This window comes from Ilumatobacter sp. (assembly GCF_965215205.1).
Classification (GTDB): Bacteria; Actinomycetota; Acidimicrobiia; order Acidimicrobiales; family Ilumatobacteraceae; genus Ilumatobacter_A.
The window spans coordinates 2,260,456-2,280,678 of sequence record NZ_OZ244049.1; the positions used below are offsets into that span (position 1 = coordinate 2,260,456).

Annotated in this window: 17 protein-coding genes; 1 reads left to right on the forward strand and 16 read right to left on the reverse strand. The window is 72.1% G+C overall.

Features of this window, described 5'->3' with window-relative positions:
- Window positions 1-56: 56 nt before the first annotated feature.
- From ACOOHC_RS10665 to pyrR, 13 genes are read right to left on the reverse strand one after another with little or no spacing between them, the layout of a single operon-like run.
- Window positions 57-1,901 (reverse strand): hypothetical protein, encoded by a 1,845-nt coding sequence (locus tag ACOOHC_RS10665; RefSeq protein ID WP_420450385.1) that lies wholly within the window; start codon window positions 1,899-1,901, stop codon window positions 57-59.
- Between the two features lie 28 nt (window positions 1,902-1,929).
- The gene (gene metK / locus ACOOHC_RS10670) at window positions 1,930-3,120 is read right to left on the reverse strand and encodes a methionine adenosyltransferase (protein ID WP_420450386.1); all 1,191 of its coding nucleotides are present in this window, start codon (window positions 3,118-3,120) and stop codon (window positions 1,930-1,932) included.
- A gap of 2 nt (window positions 3,121-3,122) precedes the next feature.
- Window positions 3,123-4,340 (reverse strand): bifunctional phosphopantothenoylcysteine decarboxylase/phosphopantothenate--cysteine ligase CoaBC, encoded by a 1,218-nt coding sequence (gene coaBC, locus ACOOHC_RS10675; protein ID WP_420450387.1) that lies wholly within the window; start codon window positions 4,338-4,340, stop codon window positions 3,123-3,125.
- 7 nt (window positions 4,341-4,347) lie between these two features.
- A complete protein-coding gene (gene rpoZ / locus ACOOHC_RS10680) occupies window positions 4,348-4,668 on the reverse strand; it encodes a DNA-directed RNA polymerase subunit omega (protein WP_420450388.1) in 321 nt (106 codons plus the stop codon).
- A gap of 10 nt (window positions 4,669-4,678) precedes the next feature.
- Window positions 4,679-5,263, reverse strand: coding sequence for a guanylate kinase (locus ACOOHC_RS10685; RefSeq protein WP_420450389.1), 585 nt, complete (start codon window positions 5,261-5,263; stop codon window positions 4,679-4,681).
- 56 nt (window positions 5,264-5,319) lie between these two features.
- Complete coding sequence (gene mihF, locus ACOOHC_RS10690; RefSeq protein WP_420450390.1) at window positions 5,320-5,628, reverse strand: integration host factor, actinobacterial type; 309 nt, start codon at window positions 5,626-5,628, stop codon at window positions 5,320-5,322.
- A 54-nt stretch (window positions 5,629-5,682) separates the two neighbouring features.
- Window positions 5,683-6,567 carry a dihydroorotate dehydrogenase gene (locus tag ACOOHC_RS10695; protein WP_420450391.1) on the reverse strand — a complete coding sequence of 295 codons (885 nt, stop codon included), beginning with the start codon at window positions 6,565-6,567 and terminating at the stop codon, window positions 5,683-5,685.
- A 7-nt stretch (window positions 6,568-6,574) separates the two neighbouring features.
- Entirely contained in the window at window positions 6,575-9,913 is a 3,339-nt protein-coding gene (gene carB, locus ACOOHC_RS10700; RefSeq protein ID WP_420450392.1) for a carbamoyl-phosphate synthase large subunit, read from the reverse strand.
- Complete coding sequence (gene carA, locus ACOOHC_RS10705; protein ID WP_420450393.1) at window positions 9,913-11,169, reverse strand: glutamine-hydrolyzing carbamoyl-phosphate synthase small subunit; 1,257 nt, start codon at window positions 11,167-11,169, stop codon at window positions 9,913-9,915. The genes carB and carA overlap by 1 nt, the downstream gene beginning before the upstream one ends.
- Window positions 11,166-11,345: a hypothetical protein gene (locus ACOOHC_RS10710; RefSeq protein WP_420450394.1), complete on the reverse strand. Its 180-nt coding sequence runs from the start codon at window positions 11,343-11,345 to the stop codon at window positions 11,166-11,168. The genes carA and ACOOHC_RS10710 overlap by 4 nt, the downstream gene beginning before the upstream one ends.
- On the reverse strand, window positions 11,342-12,673 hold the full coding sequence (locus ACOOHC_RS10715; RefSeq protein WP_420450395.1) for a dihydroorotase: 1,332 nt from the start codon (window positions 12,671-12,673) through the stop codon (window positions 11,342-11,344). The genes ACOOHC_RS10710 and ACOOHC_RS10715 overlap by 4 nt, the downstream gene beginning before the upstream one ends.
- Complete coding sequence (locus ACOOHC_RS10720; RefSeq protein ID WP_420450396.1) at window positions 12,670-13,617, reverse strand: aspartate carbamoyltransferase catalytic subunit; 948 nt, start codon at window positions 13,615-13,617, stop codon at window positions 12,670-12,672. Before ACOOHC_RS10720 ends, ACOOHC_RS10715 begins: the two co-directional genes overlap by 4 nt.
- The gene (gene pyrR / locus ACOOHC_RS10725) at window positions 13,614-14,129 is read right to left on the reverse strand and encodes a bifunctional pyr operon transcriptional regulator/uracil phosphoribosyltransferase PyrR (RefSeq protein WP_420450397.1); all 516 of its coding nucleotides are present in this window, start codon (window positions 14,127-14,129) and stop codon (window positions 13,614-13,616) included. The genes ACOOHC_RS10720 and pyrR overlap by 4 nt, the downstream gene beginning before the upstream one ends.
- A gap of 231 nt (window positions 14,130-14,360) precedes the next feature.
- Between pyrR and ACOOHC_RS10730 the strand changes: the two genes are divergently transcribed.
- Window positions 14,361-14,585 (forward strand): hypothetical protein, encoded by a 225-nt coding sequence (locus tag ACOOHC_RS10730; protein WP_420450398.1) that lies wholly within the window; start codon window positions 14,361-14,363, stop codon window positions 14,583-14,585.
- A 97-nt stretch (window positions 14,586-14,682) separates the two neighbouring features.
- Here ACOOHC_RS10730 and aspS read toward each other — a convergent pair whose 3' ends face one another.
- From aspS to ACOOHC_RS10745, 3 genes are all read right to left on the reverse strand, one after another.
- Window positions 14,683-16,437: an aspartate--tRNA ligase gene (aspS, locus tag ACOOHC_RS10735; RefSeq protein WP_420450399.1), complete on the reverse strand. Its 1,755-nt coding sequence runs from the start codon at window positions 16,435-16,437 to the stop codon at window positions 14,683-14,685.
- A complete protein-coding gene (hisS, locus tag ACOOHC_RS10740; protein ID WP_420450400.1) occupies window positions 16,434-17,876 on the reverse strand; it encodes a histidine--tRNA ligase in 1,443 nt (480 codons plus the stop codon). The genes aspS and hisS overlap by 4 nt, the downstream gene beginning before the upstream one ends.
- A 78-nt stretch (window positions 17,877-17,954) precedes the next feature.
- A complete protein-coding gene (locus tag ACOOHC_RS10745; protein ID WP_420450401.1) occupies window positions 17,955-20,222 on the reverse strand; it encodes a RelA/SpoT family protein in 2,268 nt (755 codons plus the stop codon).
- Window position 20,223 lies beyond the last annotated feature (1 nt).

Genomic DNA, 20,223 nt, shown 5'->3' on the forward strand with positions numbered 1-20,223 from the left:
GGTCCCGTCGTCCGGACCCGTGACGCTCGGACCCGTGAGGTTCAGACACGTGACGCTCAGACCCGTGGGGGATCCACCACCACCCGCACCCGCGAACCCGGTGGCCGGGTCGTGGCCGTGATCGCCTCGCCGAGGCTCGACCAGTCGGCGGCGCGCAGCAGGAAGCGCCCCTCGCCGTCGTCGGCCACCTGGATCCGGTCGCGGTCGAGCTGGGCGACGACCTCGTCGGAGTACGCGCCCGACACGAGCGCGAGCGCGCCGAACGGCGGAAGCGACAGCAGCGAGCGCCGCTCGCGCTCGGCCTCGACGAGGATGGACGGGTCCGCCCGAGCGGCGGCGCGCACGACCTCGTGATCGGGCTCGAACGTCTGGAGGAGCACCGTCGGCGCCAGGCGCGCCGCGCGCACGACCAGCGCGAGCGCCTGCTCGCCGGCTCGGAACCGGGGAGCGAGGACCTCGGCGTCGAACTCGAGGAAGGCGACCACGTCGACCGGACCCACGCGGTGCAGCGCCGCCTCGGTCCCCACGTAGAGATCGGCGCGCGCCGGCGGCTCCTCGTCGCTCCCGGTGACGACGACGACCTCCCGGTTCGCGGCGGCCCGGAGCTCCTCGGCGATGCGCGTGACCCCCGGGCGCAGGTTGGCGAAGCGGCCCCCTCCGCACTCCTGGCACACGGGTGGTCGGCGCGCCAGGCAGCGACGGCAGGCGATGCGACCGCCGTCGTCGAGGCCGACGGCGGCACCGCACGTCTCGCAGCGCACGAGAGCACGGCACGTCCGGCACGCGAGCAGGCGGGCCCTCCCCGTCGTGTTGCTGACGCACAGCACCCGCTGGAGCGGGTCGCGCACCCGCTCGATGAGCTCGGAGGTCATCAACGACCGCTTCCACGGCTCGGTGTCGCTGCGGTCGACCACCTGCACCCGTGGCCAGTGGGCTCGCTCGCGCTCGGCGGCCGGGTGCACCGGTCCGCTCGCGCCGGCCAGCTCGACGACGGCCACGAGGGTCGGGATCGGGGAGACGAACACGGCGGGCACCCCGGCACGGCGGCACCGCTCGGCGATCACGTCGCGCGCGTGCCAGGTCGGGGCCCGCTCCTCCTGCAGGGCCTCGTCGTGCTCGTCGACCACGATCGCCGCCGCCATCGAGGCGCACGGCATCCAGGCGGCCGAGCGAGCGCCCACGACGACGTCGACACCCCCTGCCGCCGCCGCCCAGTCGTCGGGTCCGAGCGCGACGGTGGCCCCGGCGCGTCGCAGGCGCGCTGCGAGCAGGGCCGCGTCGTCGACGGAGGGGGTGACGACGAGGGTCGGACCGAGCGCGATCGCGGAGAGCACGCTGGGGAGCACGTCGCTGCGCGGCGGGAGGCGCAGCACCCCGCCGCCCCGCCCGAGCAGCTCGGTCGTCGCCGGCGACGCCGGCGCCGGCGCCACGGCGCGACGGTGCTCGGGGGGGAGCACCGGGACGGCGCGCTTGGGCGAGGCCGCGACGAGGAAGGGGCGCAGGCGCCGGGCGGCCCAGCGCACGCGCGCCCACGAGGCGAGCTCGACGAGCTCGGCCGACGGGCCGTGACCGGTGACCTTCGCGATCGGCTTGGTGTCGGCGACCGCGACGCTCCCCGAGTCGAGGAGGTCGATCACCCACCCCCCGACGCGCCGGCCGTGGAGCTCCACGCGCACCATCGTGCCGATCTCGATCGACCCGGCGAGCTCGGCGGGGATCGAGTAGTCGAACGCCTTGTCGAGGCCCGTGACGTCGGGCAGCACCCGGGCGAACCGACGGCGAGGCGCGTCGCTCTCACGGGGCGTGGGCTCGGCGGGCTCGCGACGATCGACGTCGTCGCCACCCGTGCCACCCGGGCGGCCCGCGAGCTCGTCGAGGTCGAGCTGCTCGGGGTCGCTCACCGCGCGACCGGACCGCTGGCGCCGGCCGTCAGGCGCCGAGCGCAGACTTCAGGTCGTCGAGCCGGCCGAGCTGCTCCCACGGGAACTCGTCGCGACCGAAGTGGCCGTAGGCGGCGGAGCGCTTGTAGATCGGCCGCTTCAGGTCGAGGTCGCGCACGATCGCCCCCGGGCGCAGGTCGAAGGTCTCGCGCACGGCGGTCTCGATCGAGGCGACGCTCTGCTGCTCGGTGCCGAAGGTCTGCACGAGGACGCTGACCGGGTGCGCCATGCCGATCGCGTACGCGAGCTGGACCTCGCAGCGGCTCGCCGCACCCGAGGCGACGACGTGCTTCGCGACCCATCGGCCGGCGTAGGCGGCGGAGCGATCGACCTTCGACGGATCCTTGCCCGAGAAGGCACCGCCGCCGTGGCGACCCATCCCGCCGTAGGTGTCGACGATGATCTTGCGACCGGTCAGGCCGGCGTCCGCGTAGGGACCGCCGCGCACGAAGTTGCCGGTCGGGTTGATGTACACGTCGTACGCGTCGTCGGCGAAGCGCTCGGGGATCGTCGGCCGGATGACCTGTTCGATGAGATCGGGGCGGATCACGGTGTCGCGGTCGATCCCGTCCTGGTGCTGGGTCGAGATGAGCACGGCCCGCAGCGCCACCGGGGTGCCCGCCTCGTCGTACTCGAAGGTGACCTGGGTCTTGCCGTCGGGTCGCAGGTACGGGATCTGACCCGACTTGCGGACCTCGGCCAGGCGCTCGGCGATGCGGTGGGCGGTGTTGATCGGCAACGGCATCAGGACGTCGGTCTCGTCGCAGGCGTAGCCGAACATCATCCCCTGGTCGCCGGCGCCCTGGAGGTCGAGCTGGTCCTCGCCCGAGGCCCCGCCGCGCACCTCCTCGCTGGTGTCCACGCCCTGCGCGATGTCGGGGCTCTGCTCGTCGAGGGTGACCATCACCCCGCAGGTGGTCCCGTCGAAGCCGTACAGCGCGTTGTCGTAGCCGATGCCGTTGATCGTCTCGCGAGCGATGCGCGGGATCTCGACGTAGGCCGTGGTGCTGATCTCGCCGGCCACCACGCACAACCCGGTCGTCACCAGCGTCTCGCACGCGACGCGGGCGTCGGGATCCTCGGTGAGGATCGCGTCGAGGATCGAGTCGGAGATCTGGTCGGCCATCTTGTCGGGGTGGCCCTCGGTGACGCTCTCGGAGGTGAAGGTGTGGTTGGCCATGGTCAGAGCTCTCCTGTCCGGCTCGCTGCGCGGATCTCGACGATCGTGTTGATGACGGCCCGAGCGATCTCGCGCTTCGAGGCGAGGTCGATCTCGACGGGGTCCGCGTCGGGCCGCAGCAGCGTAACCGCGTTGGTGTCGTGCGAGAACCCGACGTGGGGCGCGCCGACGTCGTTGGCCACGATCAGGTCGAGGTTCTTGCGGGTCAGCTTCGCCAGCGCGTTGGCGCGAAGGTCGTCGGTCTCGGCGGCGAACCCGACGAGCACCTGGCCGTCGGGCTTGTCCTCGCCCAGGCCCCTCAGGATGTCGGGGGTCGCCTCGAGCACGATCTCGGGGACGCCGTCGTCCTTCTTGATCTTCCCGCCGGCGGCGGCCACCGGGCGGAAGTCGGCGACGGCGGCCGCCATGACGACGACGTCGCTCGTCGCGCGGCGCTGCGTCACCGCGTCGCGCATCTCCTCGGCGGTCTCGACCGCGACGACCTCCACGCCGACCGGCGCGGCGAGCTCCACCGTCGACACCAGCACGACGTGCGCTCCGCGCGCCGCGGCCTCGGCGGCCACGGCGTAGCCCTGCTTGCCCGACGAGCGGTTGGCGATCACCCGCACCGCATCGATCGGTTCGCGGGTCCCGCCCGCGGTCACGACCACGGTCGTGCCGTCGAGGTCACCCGGGCCGAGGACCCGCTCGACCTCGGCGACGATCACGGACGGGTCGGCCAGCCGTCCCGCCCCGACGTCGCCGCCGGCGAGGCGGCCCGATTCGGGGTCGACGACGTGCACGCCGCGCTCGCGCAGCACGGCCACGTTGTCGACCACGCTCGGGTGCTCCCACATCTCGGTGTGCATCGCCGGGCAGACGACGACCGGGGCACGAGTCGCCAGCAGGGTGTTCGTCAAGAGGTCGTGGCTGAACCCGGTGCGGTACGCGGACAGCAGCTTCGCCGTGGCGGGGGCGACCAGGATCAGGTCGGCGCCCTGCCCGACCACGGTGTGCGGGATCGGCGTCGTCGGGTTGCGCCACAGCTCGGTCTGGACCGGTTCGGAGGCGAGCGCCCCGAGAGTCGTCGTCCCGACGAAGTGCTGGGCCGCCTCGGTCATGATCGGCACCACGTGGGCGCCGGCGTCGACGAGTCGACGGCAGACGTCGATCGCCTTGTACGCGGCGATCCCCCCGGTCACACCGAGGACGACTCGCCTGCCCTCGAGCGGGCCGCTCACGTCCGGCTCAGGAGTCGCTGTCGGTCGCCTCGGCCGCGTCCTCGGAGGCCTCGGCCTCCACCTCGACGGGCTCGGGCTCCGCGGGCGCCTCGGTCCAGACGATCTTCTCCTGGGAGATCTCCTGGAAGCCGATCGACAGCGGCTTGCGCGCCGTGGACGAGACCTGGGGCGGGATCATCCCGCCGAGGCCGTCGCCCAGCTGGTTGAAGTACGAGTTGATGTTCCGCGCACGTCGGGCGGCCAGGGTCACGAGGGTGAACTTGGAATCGACCTTGTCGAGGAGGTTCTCGATCGGCGGGTCGATCATCGTGTCGTGGTCCAGCGCCATTCGCTCGATGCTAGCGGGAGAACGGCTCGGCGGAGCGCTGCGCCGAACCGTCGCGCTGCCGGCGGGGGCGCTCGTCGGAGATGATCCGCATCATCTCCTCCACCGTCGCACCCAGGTCGTCGTTCACCACCACGTGGTCCGCGAGGCGTCGACCGATCGGCTCCTCCTCCTCGGCCTTGCGCAACCGAGCGGCCACCTTGTGGTCGAGATCGCCGCGGCCGCGCAGTCGGCGCTCCTGCTCCTCGCGCGAGGGCGGGAGCACGAAGATCAGCAGGGCGCCGGGGTGGTGGCGCTTCACCTGCCGGGCGCCGTCGACCTCGATCTCGAGCACGATGTCGCGGGCGTCGTCGGGTTCGGGGGTCGGGGTGCCGTAGTAGTTGCCGAGGAACTCGGTCCACTCGAGGAAGCCGCCGTCCGCGATGCGCCCCTCGAACTCCTCGGGGGTGGTGAACACGTAGGCGTGGTCGTCCTCGGAGGGCCGTCGGGCACGGGTGGTCCACGACCGGCTGAGCCACAGCCCGCGATCGCGCTCGACCAGGGAGTCGACGATCGTGCCCTTGCCCACCCCTCCCGGACCCGAAACGACGATGATCACGCCGCGAACCTAGCGGTCGGAGCCGTGCGGGACCCGGTGCCGCGCGGAGCTCGGGCTCAGCCGAGCTCGTCGAGCAGGCTCTTGCGCTGCTGGGCGCCGAGGCCCTGGACGCGACGGTTGTCGGCGATGCCGATCTCCTCCATCAGCTTGCGCGCCTTCACCTTGCCGACGCCCGGCAGCGACTCGAGCATCGAGACCACCTTGAGCTTCGCGACGTTCTCGTCGTCGGAGTCCAGCGCCTCCCCCAACGACATCGAGCCCATCTTCAGGCGCGCCTTGATCTCGGCTCGGGCCGTGCGGGCCTCGGCCGCCTTCGCGAGGGCGGCCGCCCGTTGCTCCGGTGTCAACTGAGGTGGTGTGGCCATCCGCTCACGGTAGTGCACTCGAAACGGCGACCGCACGATGTAGCGCCGCTTCCGTCAGTGCTCCGCCGACCGCTCGGTGTGGCGACCCATCCACGCCGCGAGCTCGTGCTGGACGGTGAGCGGCGCACGCGGATCGGCGAAGGTGGCGGTGCCGACCTGCACCGCGCTGGCTCCGGCGAGCAGCATCTCGGCGGCGTCCCAGCCCGACGCCACCCCACCCACCCCGACGATCGCCAGATGCGGGAGCGCGGCGTGCAGGTCGTGGACCGCACGCACGGCGACCGGGTGGATCGCCCGACCCGACACCCCGCCCCCGCCCGCTCCGAGCGCGGGCCGCAGCGTCCGGGGGTCGTACACCAGGCCGAGGAGGGTGTTGATGCAGGTGACCGCCTCGGCCCCCGCCTCGCTCGCAGCCGTCGCGACCTCGACGATGCGATCGGTGTTGGCGCTCAGCTTGGCCCATCGCGGCCGCTCGCACGCCGCGGTCGCGGCGATCACCTGGGCGCTCAGCTCCGGGTCGTGGGCGAAGATCGAACCCCTCCCCTCCAGGTTCGGGCACGACAGGTTGACCTCGACCGCGACCACCTCCTCGGGGGCGTCGGCGAGCATCCGGGCCGCCTCGGCGTAGTCGTCCACGGATCGACCCCAGATCGAGGCGACCACGGTCGCTCCGGCCCGCAGCAGCGGCGGCAGGACGACGTCGAGCCAGTGCGCGATGCCCGGGCCCTGCAGGCCGACCGCGTTGATCATCCCCTGGGGGGTCGAGGTCACCCGCGGCGCGGGGTTGCCCGCCCACTCGTAGGCGGCGAGCGACTTGACCACCACCGCTCCCAGCTCGGAGAGGTCGAGGTACGGGGCGAGCTCGGTGCCGAAGCCCGCCGTGCCGGACGCGGTCATCACCGGCGACGACAGGGTGACCGACCCGATGCGCGCGATCATCGACGGCTCAGGTGCCACCGGCGGCGTCGGCCGGTGCCGGGCGGTGGTACTCCTGCAGCGAACGCACGATCGGCGCGCCCTCCGAGCGCTCGCGCAGCCCCTGGGCGGTGGCGAGGGCCGCGGCGACCGTCGTGACGCAGCTCACCTGGTGGAGGCTGCACGCCGTGCGGATCATCGCTCCGTCGCTGCGCGCGGCGCGCCCGCTGGGGGTGTTGACGACGAAGGTGATCCGGCCGTCGGCGATCAGCTCGGGAGCGGTCGGGCGACCGTCGCCGGTGTCGCTGCGCGCGCCGTCGTTGTGCACCTTCGCGACGACCTGGGCGACGGGGAGGCCGAACTTCTCGAGGAACTCGGCGGTGCCGGCCGTCGCCGCGATCCCCAACCCGAGCGCACGGGCCTGGCGCGCGACGACGAGCCCGGCGGGCTTGTCGCGATCCGCGAGGGACAGGAACACGAGGCCGGCGTCGTCACCGGTCGGGAACTCGGTCCCCGACGCGATGGCCGCCTTGTGGAACGCCCGCCCGAAGGTGGTGTCGATCCCCATCACCTCCCCGGTGGAGCGCATCTCGGGGCCCAGCGCCGGGTCGACCTCGGGGAAGCGCATGAACGGCAGCACCGCCTCCTTCACCGCCACGTGGCCGCCTCCGACCGAGGCGCGCAGCAGCCCCTCGTCGCGCAGCTCGGCGAGGGTGGAGCCGAGCATCACCCGAGTCGCGACCTTCGCGAGCGGCACCCCGGTGGCCTTGGCGACGAACGGGACCGTGCGGCTGGCTCGCAGGTTCGCCTCGATCACGTGGACCGTGGTGCCGGCGACCGCGAACTGGACGTTGATCAGGCCGCGCACGTCGAGGCGCTGGGCGATCGCGGCGGTGTAGGACTCGAGCACCTCGACGATCCACGCCGGCAGCGTCTGGGGCGGGATCGCGCACGCCGAGTCGCCCGAGTGGACGCCGGCCTCCTCGACGTGCTCCATCACCCCGCCGATCAGCACCTCGCCGGTGTGGTCGCGCACCGCGTCGACGTCGACCTCGGTCGCGTCGGCGAGGAACCGGTCGATCAGCACCGGGCGCTCGGCCGACAGCCCGCCCTCGCGACCGAGCGACCCGAACCCGGCGAGCTCCTCCATCGCGCTCGCGAGCTGGTCGCCGTCGTGGACGATCTGCATCGCCCGTCCGCCGAGCACGTAGCTCGGTCGGACGAGGACCGGGTAGCCGACCTCGTCGGCGATCGCGCGCGCCTGGGCGAGGTCGACCGCGGTGCCGCCGGGGGGTTGCGGGATCGACAGCTCGTCGCAGATCGCTCCCCACCGCTCGCGGTCCTCCGCGGCGTCGATCGAGTCGGGCGAGGTCCCGGCGACCAGCTCGAGGGGGATCTCGCTCGCGAGCTTCAGCGGCGTCTGGCCGCCGAGCGAGACGATGACCCGCTCGGGCCGCTCCGCGTCGATCACGTTCATCACGTCCTCGGCGGTCAGCGGCTCGAAGTACAGCCGGTCGGAGGTGTCGTAGTCGGTGGAGACGGTCTCGGGGTTGCAGTTGACCATCACGGTCTCGAACCCGGCGGCACGCAGGGCGAACGAGGCGTGGACGCAGCAGTAGTCGAACTCGATCCCCTGGCCGATCCGGTTCGGTCCCGATCCGAGGATGACGACCTTGCGCCCGTCCGACGGGCGGACCTCGCTCTCGTCCTCCCACGTCGAGTAGTGGTACGGCGTCTCGGCGGCGAACTCGGCCGAGCAGGTGTCGACCGTCTTGTAGGTCGGCAGCACGCCGGCGCCCTCGCGCGCCGTGCGCACCCGGTCCACGGCGACGTCCCACAGGTGCGCGAGCTGCGCGTCGGCGAACCCGAGGCGCTTCGCCCGCCGCCACCCGCGTCGGGTCATCGCCTCGACGGTCGTCGCGGCGAGCGCGATCCGCTCCTCGACCACGATCTGCATCTGGTCGAGGAACCACACGTCGATGCGCGTGGCGTCGTGGATCTCGTCGACGGGCACCCCCCGGCGGAGCAGGTCGCCGACCTGGAGGATGCGGTCGGGCGTCGCCACGGACGCGGCGGCGAGCAGGGCGTCGTCGTCGAGCGTCGCGTACTCGGCCTCGCCCGGGTCGCAGTTCAACCCGAGGCGACCCTGCTCGAGCGAGCGCAGCGCCTTCTGCAGGCTCTCGGGGAAGGTCCGCCCGATCGCCATCACCTCGCCGACCGACTGCATCTGCGTGCCGAGCACCCCCGACGTCCCGGGGAGCTTCTCGAACGCCCACCTCGGGATCTTGGTCACCACGTAGTCGATCACCGGCTCGAAGCTCGCCGGGGTCGACGACGTGGCGGTGGCGGTGATGTCGTTGGGGATCTCGTCGAGGGTGTAGCCGACGGCGAGCTTCGCGGCGATCTTCGCGATCGGGAACCCGGTCGCCTTCGAGGCGAGCGCGGACGAGCGCGACACGCGCGGGTTCATCTCGATCACGACCTGGCGGCCCGTCGCGGGGTCGACGGCGAACTGGACGTTCGACCCGCCGGTCTCCACGCCGACGCGCCGGATGCAGGCGATCGCCGAGTCGCGCATCTGCTGGTACTCGACGTCGGTCAGCGTCTGGATCGGGGCGACCGTGATCGAGTCGCCCGTGTGGACGCCCATCGGGTCGATGTTCTCGATCCCGCAGATGATCACGCAGTTGTCCGCGTGGTCGCGCATCACCTCGAGCTCGAACTCCTTCCACCCGACGATCGACTCCTCGATCAGGATCTCACCGATCGGGCTGGCGTCGATGCCGTTGCGTGCGACTCGCTCGAAGTCCTCGGGGGTGGCGGCGATCCCGGTGCCGCGGCCGCCGAGGATGTACGCGGGGCGGATGATCACCGGCAGACCGATCTCCTCCACGACGACCCGGGCCTCGTCCATCGAGTGGGCGGTGCCCGATCGGCACGAGTCGAGGCCGATCTCGGCCATCGCGTCCTTGAACCGCGCGCGGTCCTCGGCGGTGGCGATCGCCTCGGCGTTCGCGCCGATCATCTCCGGGGTGCCGTCGACGCCGATGAGCCCGCGCTCGAACAGCTCCATCGCGAGGTTCAGCCCCGTCTGGCCGCCGAGGGTGGGCAGCACCGCGTCGGGGCGCTCCTCGTCGATGATCGCCGCGAGCACGTCCCACGTGAGCGGTTCGACGTAGGTCGCGTCCGCGAAGTCCGGGTCGGTCATGATCGTGGCCGGGTTCGAGTTGGCCAGCACGACGCGGTACCCCTCCTCGCGCAGCACCCGGCAGGCCTGGGTGCCGGAGTAGTCGAACTCGCACGCCTGGCCGATCACGATCGGGCCGGACCCGATGATCAGGATGGTCTCGATGTCGTCGCGCCGGGGCATCAGCTCCGGCCTCCGGTGCGGGCATCGTCCGCGTGATCGTCCGCCTGGTCGCTCGCGCGACCGGCACCACCGGGGCCGCCATCGGTCGCGGGGATCTCGGTGTCGAGGGTGATGGTCCCGCGTCCCGCGGGGCGTCGGGCCTCCCCCAGCTCCATCGAGGTCTCGAAGCGCGCGAACAGGTAGCCGGCGTCGTGGGGGCCCGGGTTCGCCTCGGGGTGGTGCTGGACCCCGAAGGCCAGCTCGTCGATCAGCTCGAGCCCCTCGCACACGCCGTCGTTCAGGTTCACGTGGGTCATGCGGGCTCCCGACGGGAGGCTGTCGGCGTCGACGGCGAAGTTGTGGTTCTGGCTGGTGATCTCGATGCGGTCCGTCGCCAGGTTCTTCACGGGGTGGTTCCCGCCGTGGTGACCGAACGCGAGCTTCACCGTGTCGGCGCCGATCGCACGCCCGAGCAGCTGGTGCCCGAGGCAGATCCCGAACACCGGGACCTCGCCGATCAGGTCGCGGATGGCGTCGACGGCGTCGGGGTACATGCCGGGGTCGCCCGGACCGTTGGAGAGGAAGACCCCGTCGGGGTCGCGGGCGAGGACGTCGGCGGCGGTCGTCGAGGCGGGGACGACGTCGACGTGGCCGAGACCCGACAGGTGACGTGCGATGTTGCGCTTCATCCCGTAGTCGATGGCCACGATCCGACGCCGCGAGTCGGGGTCGAGCGCCGCGACGGAGTACCCCACCGGGGTGGTCACGGTCCGCACGAGGTCGATCCCCTCGGTCCCCGGCTCCGCCTCGGCCACCGCACGCAGCTCGTCGGTCGCGGCCGAGCCGAACGCCCCCGGGATCGACCCGTGGTCGCGCAGGGTCCGGGTGAGGCGACGGGTGTCGATGCCCGCGATCCCCGGGACGCCTCGCTCGTGGAGCATCGAGCCGAGGTCGCCCTGCGCCCGGTGGTTGCTGTGCCGGCGGGCGAGGTCGCGCACGACGATCCCCCGGCAGAACGTGCCGACCGACTCGAAGTCGGTCGAGTTGATCCCGTAGTTGCCGACGTGGGGGGTGGTGAACGTGATGATCTGGCCGGCGTAGCTGGGGTCGGTGATGACCTCCTGGTATCCGCTCTGACAGGTGTTGAACACCACCTCGCCGGCGGCGACGGGCACGTGGGCGCCGATCAGGTCGCCCTCGAACACGCTCCCGTCGGCGAGGACCAGGTGCCCCTCCACCGTGGCGGGCCCGGGGGGTCGGGTCGTCGGGTCGCTCATCTACCTGCCTCCGTGCTGGGGTTCATCGTTCTGGTCGTCCTGGTCGTCGTCTCGTCGGCGCGGTCGTCGCCCAGCACCTCGCGCTCGTCGGCGTCGCCGCAGCGGGGCCGGTCGTGGCGGCCGCCGCCGCGCCGGGCGTGCCCGGTGGTCGTGCGGGCTCGGGTGCGGGCCCTCATCGCGTCGCGACCGAATCGCGGACGGTGAGCTCGCCGTGGAGGATCGTGTGCCGCACCCGTCCCCGCAGCGCGACGCCCACGAAGGGGGTGTTGCGCGACCGGCTGGCGAGCTGCGCGGGGACGACCTCCCAGCGCTCGTCGGGGTCGAGCACGGTGAGGTTGGCCGGCTCGCCCACGGCGACCGGGCGACCGTGCACCTCGCCGAGACCGGCGATGCGCGCGGGCTTCCACGACAGCGTCGCGATCACCTCGGCGAGCGGGAGGTCGAGGTGCCCGAGGGCGACGCCGAGCGCCGTCTCGAGACCCAGCATCCCGGGGGGCGCGGCGTCGAGGGGCTGCTCCTTCGCCTCGGCGACGTGGGGGGCGTGATCGGTGGCGATGGCGTCGATCGTGCCGTCCGCGATCCCCGCGCGCACGGCCTCGACGTCGTGGATCGTGCGCAGCGGCGGGTTGACCTTGTAGATCGCGCTGTAGGAGCGCAGGGTCTCGTCGGTGAGGCTGATGTGGTGCGGCGTCGCCTCGGCGGTGACCGCCAGCCCGTCCGCCTTCGCCCTCCGGACGAGCTCGACGCTGCGCGCGCACGACAGGTGGAGGAGGTGCACCGGGGCTCCGGTCAGCCGGACCAGCTCGATGTCGCGGTGCACCATCAGCTCCTCCGCGAGCGCCGGCCACCCGGGCAGGCCGAGCCGGCTGCAGCACTCCCCCTCGTGCATCACCGCGCCGGCTGTCAGCCGCTTCACCTCGCAGTGCTGGGCCATCGTCACCCCCAGCCCCGCCGAGTACTCGAAGGCGCGCCGCATCAGCAGCGGATCCTGCACGCCGTCGCCGTCGTCGGTGAACAGCCGCACCCCGACCGCGGCCAGCTCGGCGAACGGGGTGAGCTGATCGCCGCGCCTGCCGACGGTGATCGACCCGGACGGGTGGACGTCGCACAGCCCGGCGCGCCGTCCCTGCTCGCGCACGAACTCGACCACGCTGACGCAGTCCTGGGTGGGGTCGGTGTTCGGCATCGCGACGACCGCGGTGTAGCCGCCGAGCGCGGCGGCGCGCGACCCGCTCTCGATCGTCTCGGCCTCCTCGCGGCCCGGTTCGCGCAGGTGGGTGTGCAGGTCGACGAAGCCGGGGCACACCACCAGCCCCGTCGCGTCGAGCACCTCCGTCGAGTCGTGCACCTCGGCGCGGTCGGCCGACTCGCCGGGCGCGACGGCGCCGGCGCCGACGTCGCCGGGGTCGAGGACGGCCGTGATCCGGCCGCCCTCGATGCGCACGTCGGCGCGGCGCGCCCCGGTCTCGTCGACGACCGTCCCGCCGGTGATCAGGGTGCTCACGCCGGGACACCCCCCGCGAGGGCGTGGGAGGTGACGTCGGCCGACAGCAGGTCGAACAGCACCGCCATGCGGACCGCGATCCCGTTCGTGACCTGGCGGGTGATCAGCGCACCTGCCAGCTCCGCCGGATCGACGGCGATCTCGACGCCCCGGTTGATCGGTCCGGGGTGCATCACGATCGTCCCCGGACCGAGCCGGGCGGCACGCTCGCGGGTCAGGCCGAAGCGCGCCGTGTACTCGCGCAGGTGGGGCACGAGGGCCTCGGACATGCGCTCGTTCTGCATGCGCAGCAGGTAGAGCACGTCCACCGAGTCGATCACCTCGTCGAGGTCCTCCGTGGAGCGCTCCCCGACGACCGGTGGCAGCAGGGTGCGCGGAGCCACCCACACCACGTCGGCGCCGAGCGCGGAGAACGCCGCCGTCGTCGAGCGGGCCACGCGACTGTGCTTCACGTCGCCGACGATCGCGACCCGCAACCCGTCGAGGCCACCGGTCCGCCCCAGAGCGGTGCGCACGGTGTACACGTCGAGCAGCCCCTGGGTCGGGTGGGCGTGCCACCCGTCGCCGGCGTTGATCACCGCGGCCTCGGTCCAGCTCTCGACGAGCCAGGGCGCCCCCGTCGAGCCGTGGCGGACGACGAAGGCGTCGACCCCCATCGCCGCGATCGTCTCGATGGTGTCGCGCAGGCTCTCCCCCTTGTTCAGGCTCGACTGCGACACCGAGAACGTCATCGTGTCGGCCGACAGGCGCTTGGCCGCGGTCTCGAAGCTCAACCGGGTGCGCGTCGAGTCCTCGAAGAACACGCTGCACACCGTCTTGCCGCGCAGCGCCGGGACCTTCGGGTTCGGTCGGCGGTTCACCTCGGCCATCGTGTCGGCGAGGTCGCAGATGCGTCGGACCCCCTCCGGCCCGAGCTCGGTGATCGACAGCAGCGACCTGCTCACGCGCCCACCGCCGCGATCTCCACGCCGTCGGGGGACACGGCCACCGACTCCCGCACGCTGGTGGGGAGGTTCTTGCCCACGTAGTCCGGCCGGATCGGCAGCTCGCGGTGGCCGCGGTCCACCAGGACGGCGAGCTGCACCGTGCGTGGGCGCCCGTAGTCGGACAGGGCGTCGAGGGCGGCGCGCACGGTCCGTCCGGTGTACAGCACGTCGTCGACGAGCACGATGGTCGCGCCGTCGACGTCGACGGTGATGTCGCTGACCGCGCCGGGGCTCACGGGCCGCAGACCGATGTCGTCGCGGTGCAGGGACGCGTCGATCGACCCGATGGCGATCCGGTGACCGATGCGGTCGATCGCGAGTCCCAGCGCCTCGGCGAGCCACACGCCCCCGGTCTGGATGCCGACGAGGACCACCCCGTCGACGCCCTGGTTCCGCTCGATGATCTCGTGGGCCATGCGCGTGGTCGCCCGGCGCACGTCGTCGGGTGCGAGGACCCGCTTGCTCGTCATGTTCGCGTCCTTCCGTCCGGGCCTCTCGGGACCCGCTTCACGGTCGTCGGCGAACGTAGCACGGCACGAGCCGTGCCCCTCCGGCCCCGAGGACCTCGACCGGTGACCCACGTCGCAGGCTCCGGCACCGTCCGCAGCGGTGGCCCGGCGGCGATCCCGCCCGGTCCACGACCCGGCACGAGGACGGGCGCCGAGTGTTTCGATCGTGTGAACAACGGTGACCATCGGGCAATGATCAGGACACGAACCCTGCCCACCCGGATCGCCGCCGCCGCCGCGGTCGCGACCCTGTCCCTGGGCGCCGCCGCGTGCTCGGACGACGACGGGAACGACGACGACATCGACAACCCCGTCGACGGCGTGGACGACGCCGTCGAGGACGGCGCCGAAGACGTCGAGGACGGCGCCGAGGACGTCCAGCAGGACATCGAGAGCGAGACCGAGGAAGACGGCTGACCGAGCGCCGTCGGGTTCGGCGACCGCTCGCACGAGGCCCCGGTCGAGATCCGACCGGGGCCTCGTGCGCGCCCGGCGCGCCGTGGCGAACCTCGCGTCAGTCGGCGGTCGGCAGCACCCGGAGCCCGAGGTCGCGCAGCGCCGCCGGATCCCCCGGGTTCGGGCTGTTCGTCATCGGGTCCTGGCCCGACTGCGTCTTCGGGTAGGCGATCACCTCGCGGATGTTGTCCTCGCCGGCCAGGATCGCCACGAGGCGGTCGAGACCGAAGGCGAACCCCCCGTGGGGCGGGGCGCCGTAGTCGAACGGGTTGAGGAAGAAGCCGAACTTGCGCTCCGCCTCCTCGTCGTCGATGCCGAGCGCGTGGAACACCCGCCGCTGCAGCTCGGGTTCGTGGATCCTGATGGATCCGGATCCGAGCTCCCAGCCGTTCAGGACGAGGTCGTACGCGATCGAGCGCACCGACATGGGATCGGTGTCGAACTTGTCGACGTCGTCGGGGTGGGGCATCGTGAACGGGTGGTGGCCCGACTTGGGGGCCCCCGTCTCGGCGTCACGACCGACGAAGAGCGGGAACTCGACCACCCACACGTAGCGGTACGGACCCTCGTGGACCGGAGGGCGCCCGATCTCGTTGCGCAGCGTCCCGAGGACCTCGCACGTGGTCGACCACTCGTCCGCGACGATCAGCACGAGGTCGCCGGTCGAGACGTCCATCGCCTCCTTCACCCCCGCGACCTCGCTCTCGGAGAGGAACTTCGCGACCGGCGAATCGAACCCGTCGTCGGTCGCCTTCAGCCAGACGAGGCCCTTCGCCCCCGCTGACCTGGCTCGGTCGGTGAGCTTGTCGAGTCGGTTGCGGCCGTAGTCGTCGGCGCCTCCGTCGACCTTGATGCCCTTGATCGCTCCCCCGGGTTCGAGGGCGCCGGAGAAGGCCTTGAACTCGGTGCCGGAGAACACCGGCGTCAGCTCGACCAGCTCCATGGCGAAGCGCAGGTCGGGCTTGTCGATGCCGAAGCGGTTCATCGCCTCGTGCCAGGTGATCCTCTCGATCGGGTCCGGGCGCTCGCCGGTGACGGCCTCGGCGGCGTCGAGCACCGACGCCGACACGGCGTCGAGGACGTCGTCCTGGTCGACGAAGCTCATCTCCATGTCGAGCTGCATGAACTCGTACTGGCGGTCCGCCCGCAGGTCCTCGTCGCGCAGGCACCGGGCGATCTGGTAGTAGCGGTCGACGCCGCCGACCATCAGCAGCTGCTTGAACAGCTGGGGCGACTGGGGCAGCGCGTAGAACGAGCCCGGTTCCTTGCGCGACGGGACGAGGAACTCGCGAGCCCCTTCCGGGGTCGAGGGCACGAGCATCGGGGTCTCGACCTCCACGAAGCCCTGGTCGTGCATCGAGCCGCGGACGGCTGCGTTCACGGCGGAGCGGATGCGCAGGTTCCGCTGCATCCGCTCACGGCGCAGGTCCAGGTAGCGGTAGCGCAGGCGCGTGTTCTCGTCGACGTCGTCGGCGCGCGCGTCGATCGGGAACGGCGGTGGCGTCGCGACGCGCAGGATCTCGACCTCGCAGTCGCCGATCTCGATCGAGCCGGTCCCCAGGTCGTCGTTGACGGTCCCCTCGGGGCGGTCGCGCACGGTGCCGGTGATGCGCAGCACGTACTCGCTGCGCACGTCGACGTCGTCGTTCACGACGCACTGCACGATCCCGGAGTGGTCGCGCAGGTCGACGAAGGCGAGGTGCTCGCCGTGCTCGCGCCGGCGGGCGACCCACCCGCACACGCTGACCGTCTCGCCGACGTCGTCGCGGCGCAGGTCGCCGCAGAGGTGGGTGCGCATCGAGGTGGAGCTCATCGTTCGTCGTCCTTGGTGTCGTCGGGTGCGCTCGGGCCGGGTCCGGCGGTGTCGCCGGCCCGGGCGTCGGGGGTGCTGGTGCCCGGGGTGGCGGTGCCGGAGGTGGCGGTGCCGCGGGTGCGGGCGCCGTCGTCGGGCCCGGCGACCGCGGGGGCGCCGATGGAGGGTGACGCGGCGCCGGCGAGATCGACCCGGAGCGACGCGGCCAGGTGCCCGACGAGCTCGGAGCGCGCCACGACGCGCTGCTCACCGGAGTCGCGCGACATCGGCTTGACCACCACGGTGCCGGAGGCCAGCTCGTCGGGACCGACGATCACGGCGTGCGACGCCCCCGAGCGGTTCGCGAGCTTCATCTGGGCCTTCATGCTGCGCCCGTCGTAGGCGCGATCGGCCGACAGCCCGGCCGCGCGCAGCGCGGCGGTGACCTCGACCGCCTCGCCGCCCCCGACCACGTCGACGACGAACGCGTCGAGCGGGCGCTCGTCGGGCCCGAAGACGCCTTCGTCGTCGCACGCGAGCAACGTCCGGTCGACGCCGAGGGCGAAGCCGATGCCCGGCGTCGGTGGCCCCCCGAGCGCCTCCACGAGCCCGTCGTAGCGGCCGCCCCCGCCGAGCGCGTTCTGCGCGGAGTCGAGGGTGCCGCCCTGGAACTCGAAGATGGTCCGGCGGTAGTAGTCGAGCCCGCGCACGAGCTTGGCCTCGACGGTCGCCTCGATCCCCAGCCGGTCGAGGCCGGATCGGACGGTCTCGAAGTGCTCGGCCGCCGCGTCGGAGAGGAACTCACCGATCGTCGGGGCGGTCGAGATCGCCTCGACGTCGACGTCGCGCTTGGAGTCGAGGACGCGCAACGGGTTCCGCTCGAGCGTCTGGCGGCTCTGCTCACCGAGCTGCGCGCCGGCGAAGTGGGTCCGCAGCGCCTCCACGTAGCGGGCGCGGTCCTCGGGCTCGCCGAGGCTGTTGACCACCAGCGTCACCCGACGCAACCCGAGGCGCCGGTAGAACTCGTGCGCGAGAGCGATGACCTCGACGTCGAGGTGGGCGTCGTCGACCCCGAGCACCTCGACCCCCACCTGGTCGAACTGGCGGAACCGCCCGCGCTGGGGCTTCTCGTAGCGGAAGTTCGACCCCGAGTACCACACCTTCCACGGCGGGGTCGGGCGGTGCTGGGCGTACGCCCGGCAGACGCTCGCGGTCATCTCCGGGCGCAGCGCGACGTGGCGGTCGCCGCGGTCGCGGAAGTCGTACATCTCCTTGGTGACGACGTCGGTCGCGTCGCCGATGCGTGCGAACACCCCGATGTCCTCGAGCAGCGGCGTCATGATCTGGCCGTAGCCGGCGGCACCGACGACGTCGGCGAACACCCCCTGCAGGCGACGCCAGCGCGCGCTCTGCTCGGGGAGCAGGTCCCGCATGCCGGGACTGGTCTGGAACGCTGGCACGGCCGACCAGGCTAGCGACGACCTCCGGTCCGACCCCGCCGACGTCGCGTCGGCTCGCTCGTCGTGCCGTCGCGCCGCTCAGCCGACGGGCGCGGACCCGGGGACGGTGCGGTACGCGTCGTAGACGGAGTCGATGTTCTTGATCGTCTTGATCACCGAGTCGAGGTGCGCACCGTCGGCGAGCTCGAACTCGAAGCGCATCTTGGCCTCGCGATCGGCGCCGGTGACGGTCTCGCACGAGACGATGTTCACCTTGTGGTCGACGAGCGCCACGGCGACGTCGGCGAGCAGCTTCGAGCGGTCGAGCGCGACGACCTCGATCCCGGCGGTGAAGGTGTTGTTGAACAGCCCCTCGCCGTCCCAGTCGACCTCGATCATCCGGGTCGCCTGCTGCTCGTTGAGCGACACCGCGTTCGAGCAGTCGGCGCGGTGCACGCTGACCCCGCGCCCCCGGGTGACGAAGCCGATGATGTCGTCGCCCGGCACCGGCGTGCAGCACAGCGCGACGCGCACGAGCATGTCGTCGAGCCCCTCGACGTGGATGCCGACCTCCTGGCGGTGCCCGGGTCGACGCTCGCGGCGCGGGGTGTCCACCGTGGCAGGGAGCTGCGTCTCCTCCTCGCCGGTGCGGTAGCCCCGACCGATCCGCTGCGCCACCCCGCGCGCCGAGACGTGGTGCTCGCCGATCGCGGCGAGCAGCGAGTCGAGGTCGACGTAGCTCATCTCGGCGATCACGTGCTCGAGCTGGTCGGAGCGCCACACGCGCTGGACGGCGAGCCCCTCCCGGCGCAGCTCGTCGGTGAGGTCGTCGCGCCCGGCCTCGATCATGTCGACGCGGCGCTCCCGGCTGAACCACTGGCGGATCTTGTTGCGCGCCCGGGGGGACGCGACGAAGTTCAGCCAGTCCTGCGACGGGCCCGCCGTCTCGACCTTGGAGGTGAAGATCTCGCAGGTGTCCCCGCTCTGGATCACGTGGTCGAGGCTCACCAGGCGCCCGTTGACCTTCGCTCCGATCGTCGCGTGGCCGACCTCGGTGTGCACGGCGTAGGCGAAGTCGATCGTCGTCGCGCCGACCGGGAGGCTGATGACGCGACCCTTGGGGGTGAACACGTAGACCTCGTCCTGCTCGAGGTCGGTCTTCAGGCTCTGCATGAACTGGGCCGGGTCGGTCACCTCCTCCTGCCAGTCGATGATCCGGCTGAGCCAGTCGGCGTCGACGAGGTTCGGACCCGCGACGGCACCCGAGCGGTCCTTGTAGGCCCAGTGCGCCGCCACCCCCCACTCGGCGCGCTGGTGCATCTCGATCGTGCGGATCTGCACCTCGATGGGCTTGCCCGACGGCCCCACGACGGTGGTGTGCAAGCTCTGGTACAGGTTGAACTTGGGCATCGCGATGTAGTCCTTGAACCGCCCCACGACGGGCCGCCACCGCCCGTGGATGCAGCCGAGAGCGGCGTAGCAGTCCTTCATCGTCGGCACCACGACGCGCACCGCCACGAGGTCGAAGATGTCGTCGAACTCGAGGCCCTTGACGACCATCTTCTCGTAGATGCTCCACAGGTGCTTGCCCCGGCCCGTGACCTCGGCGTCCATGCTCAGGTCGTGGAGGCGGGCGCGCACCTCGGCGACCGTCTTGGCGATGTACACGTCGCGCTCGGGGGTGCGGACGCGCACCAGGTGGTCGAGCTCGGCGAAGCGCTTGGGGTGCAGCGCGGCGAAGCTCAGGTCCTCGAGCTGCTGCTTGAGCTCCTGCATCCCGAGGCGGTGCGCGAGAGGGGCGTAGATGTCGAGCGTCTCCTGGGCGATGCGCTGCTGCTTCTCGATCGGCATCGCGGCGATCGTGCGCATGTTGTGCAACCGGTCGGCGAGCTTGATGACGAGGACCCGCAGGTCCTTGGCCATCGCGACGAGCATCTTGCGCATCGTCGCCGCCTGCTGCTCCTCGCGGCTGTCGAAGCGGATGCGCTCGAGCTTGGTGACCCCGTCGACGATCGCCGCGACGTGCGGGCCGAACTCGCGCTCGACGTCGGCGACGGTGATCTCGGTGTCCTCGACCGCGTCGTGCAGCAGGGCGGCCGCGACCGAGATCTCGTCGAGCCCGATGTCGGCGACGATCTGGGCGACCGCGAGGGGGTGGTTGATGTAGCTCTCGCCGCTCGTGCGCATCTGGGAGCGGTGAGCGTCGGACGCGACCCGGTACGCCCGGTTGATGTTCGTGATCGACGACTTCGGGTGGCGGCGCCGGTAGGCGGCGAGGAGCGGCGCGAGCTCCCCCGACGAGGACACCGAGACGGCGGAGCTCGGCTGGTTCCGACGCCAGGGCAGGACTCGGTCGACGGTGGCCACG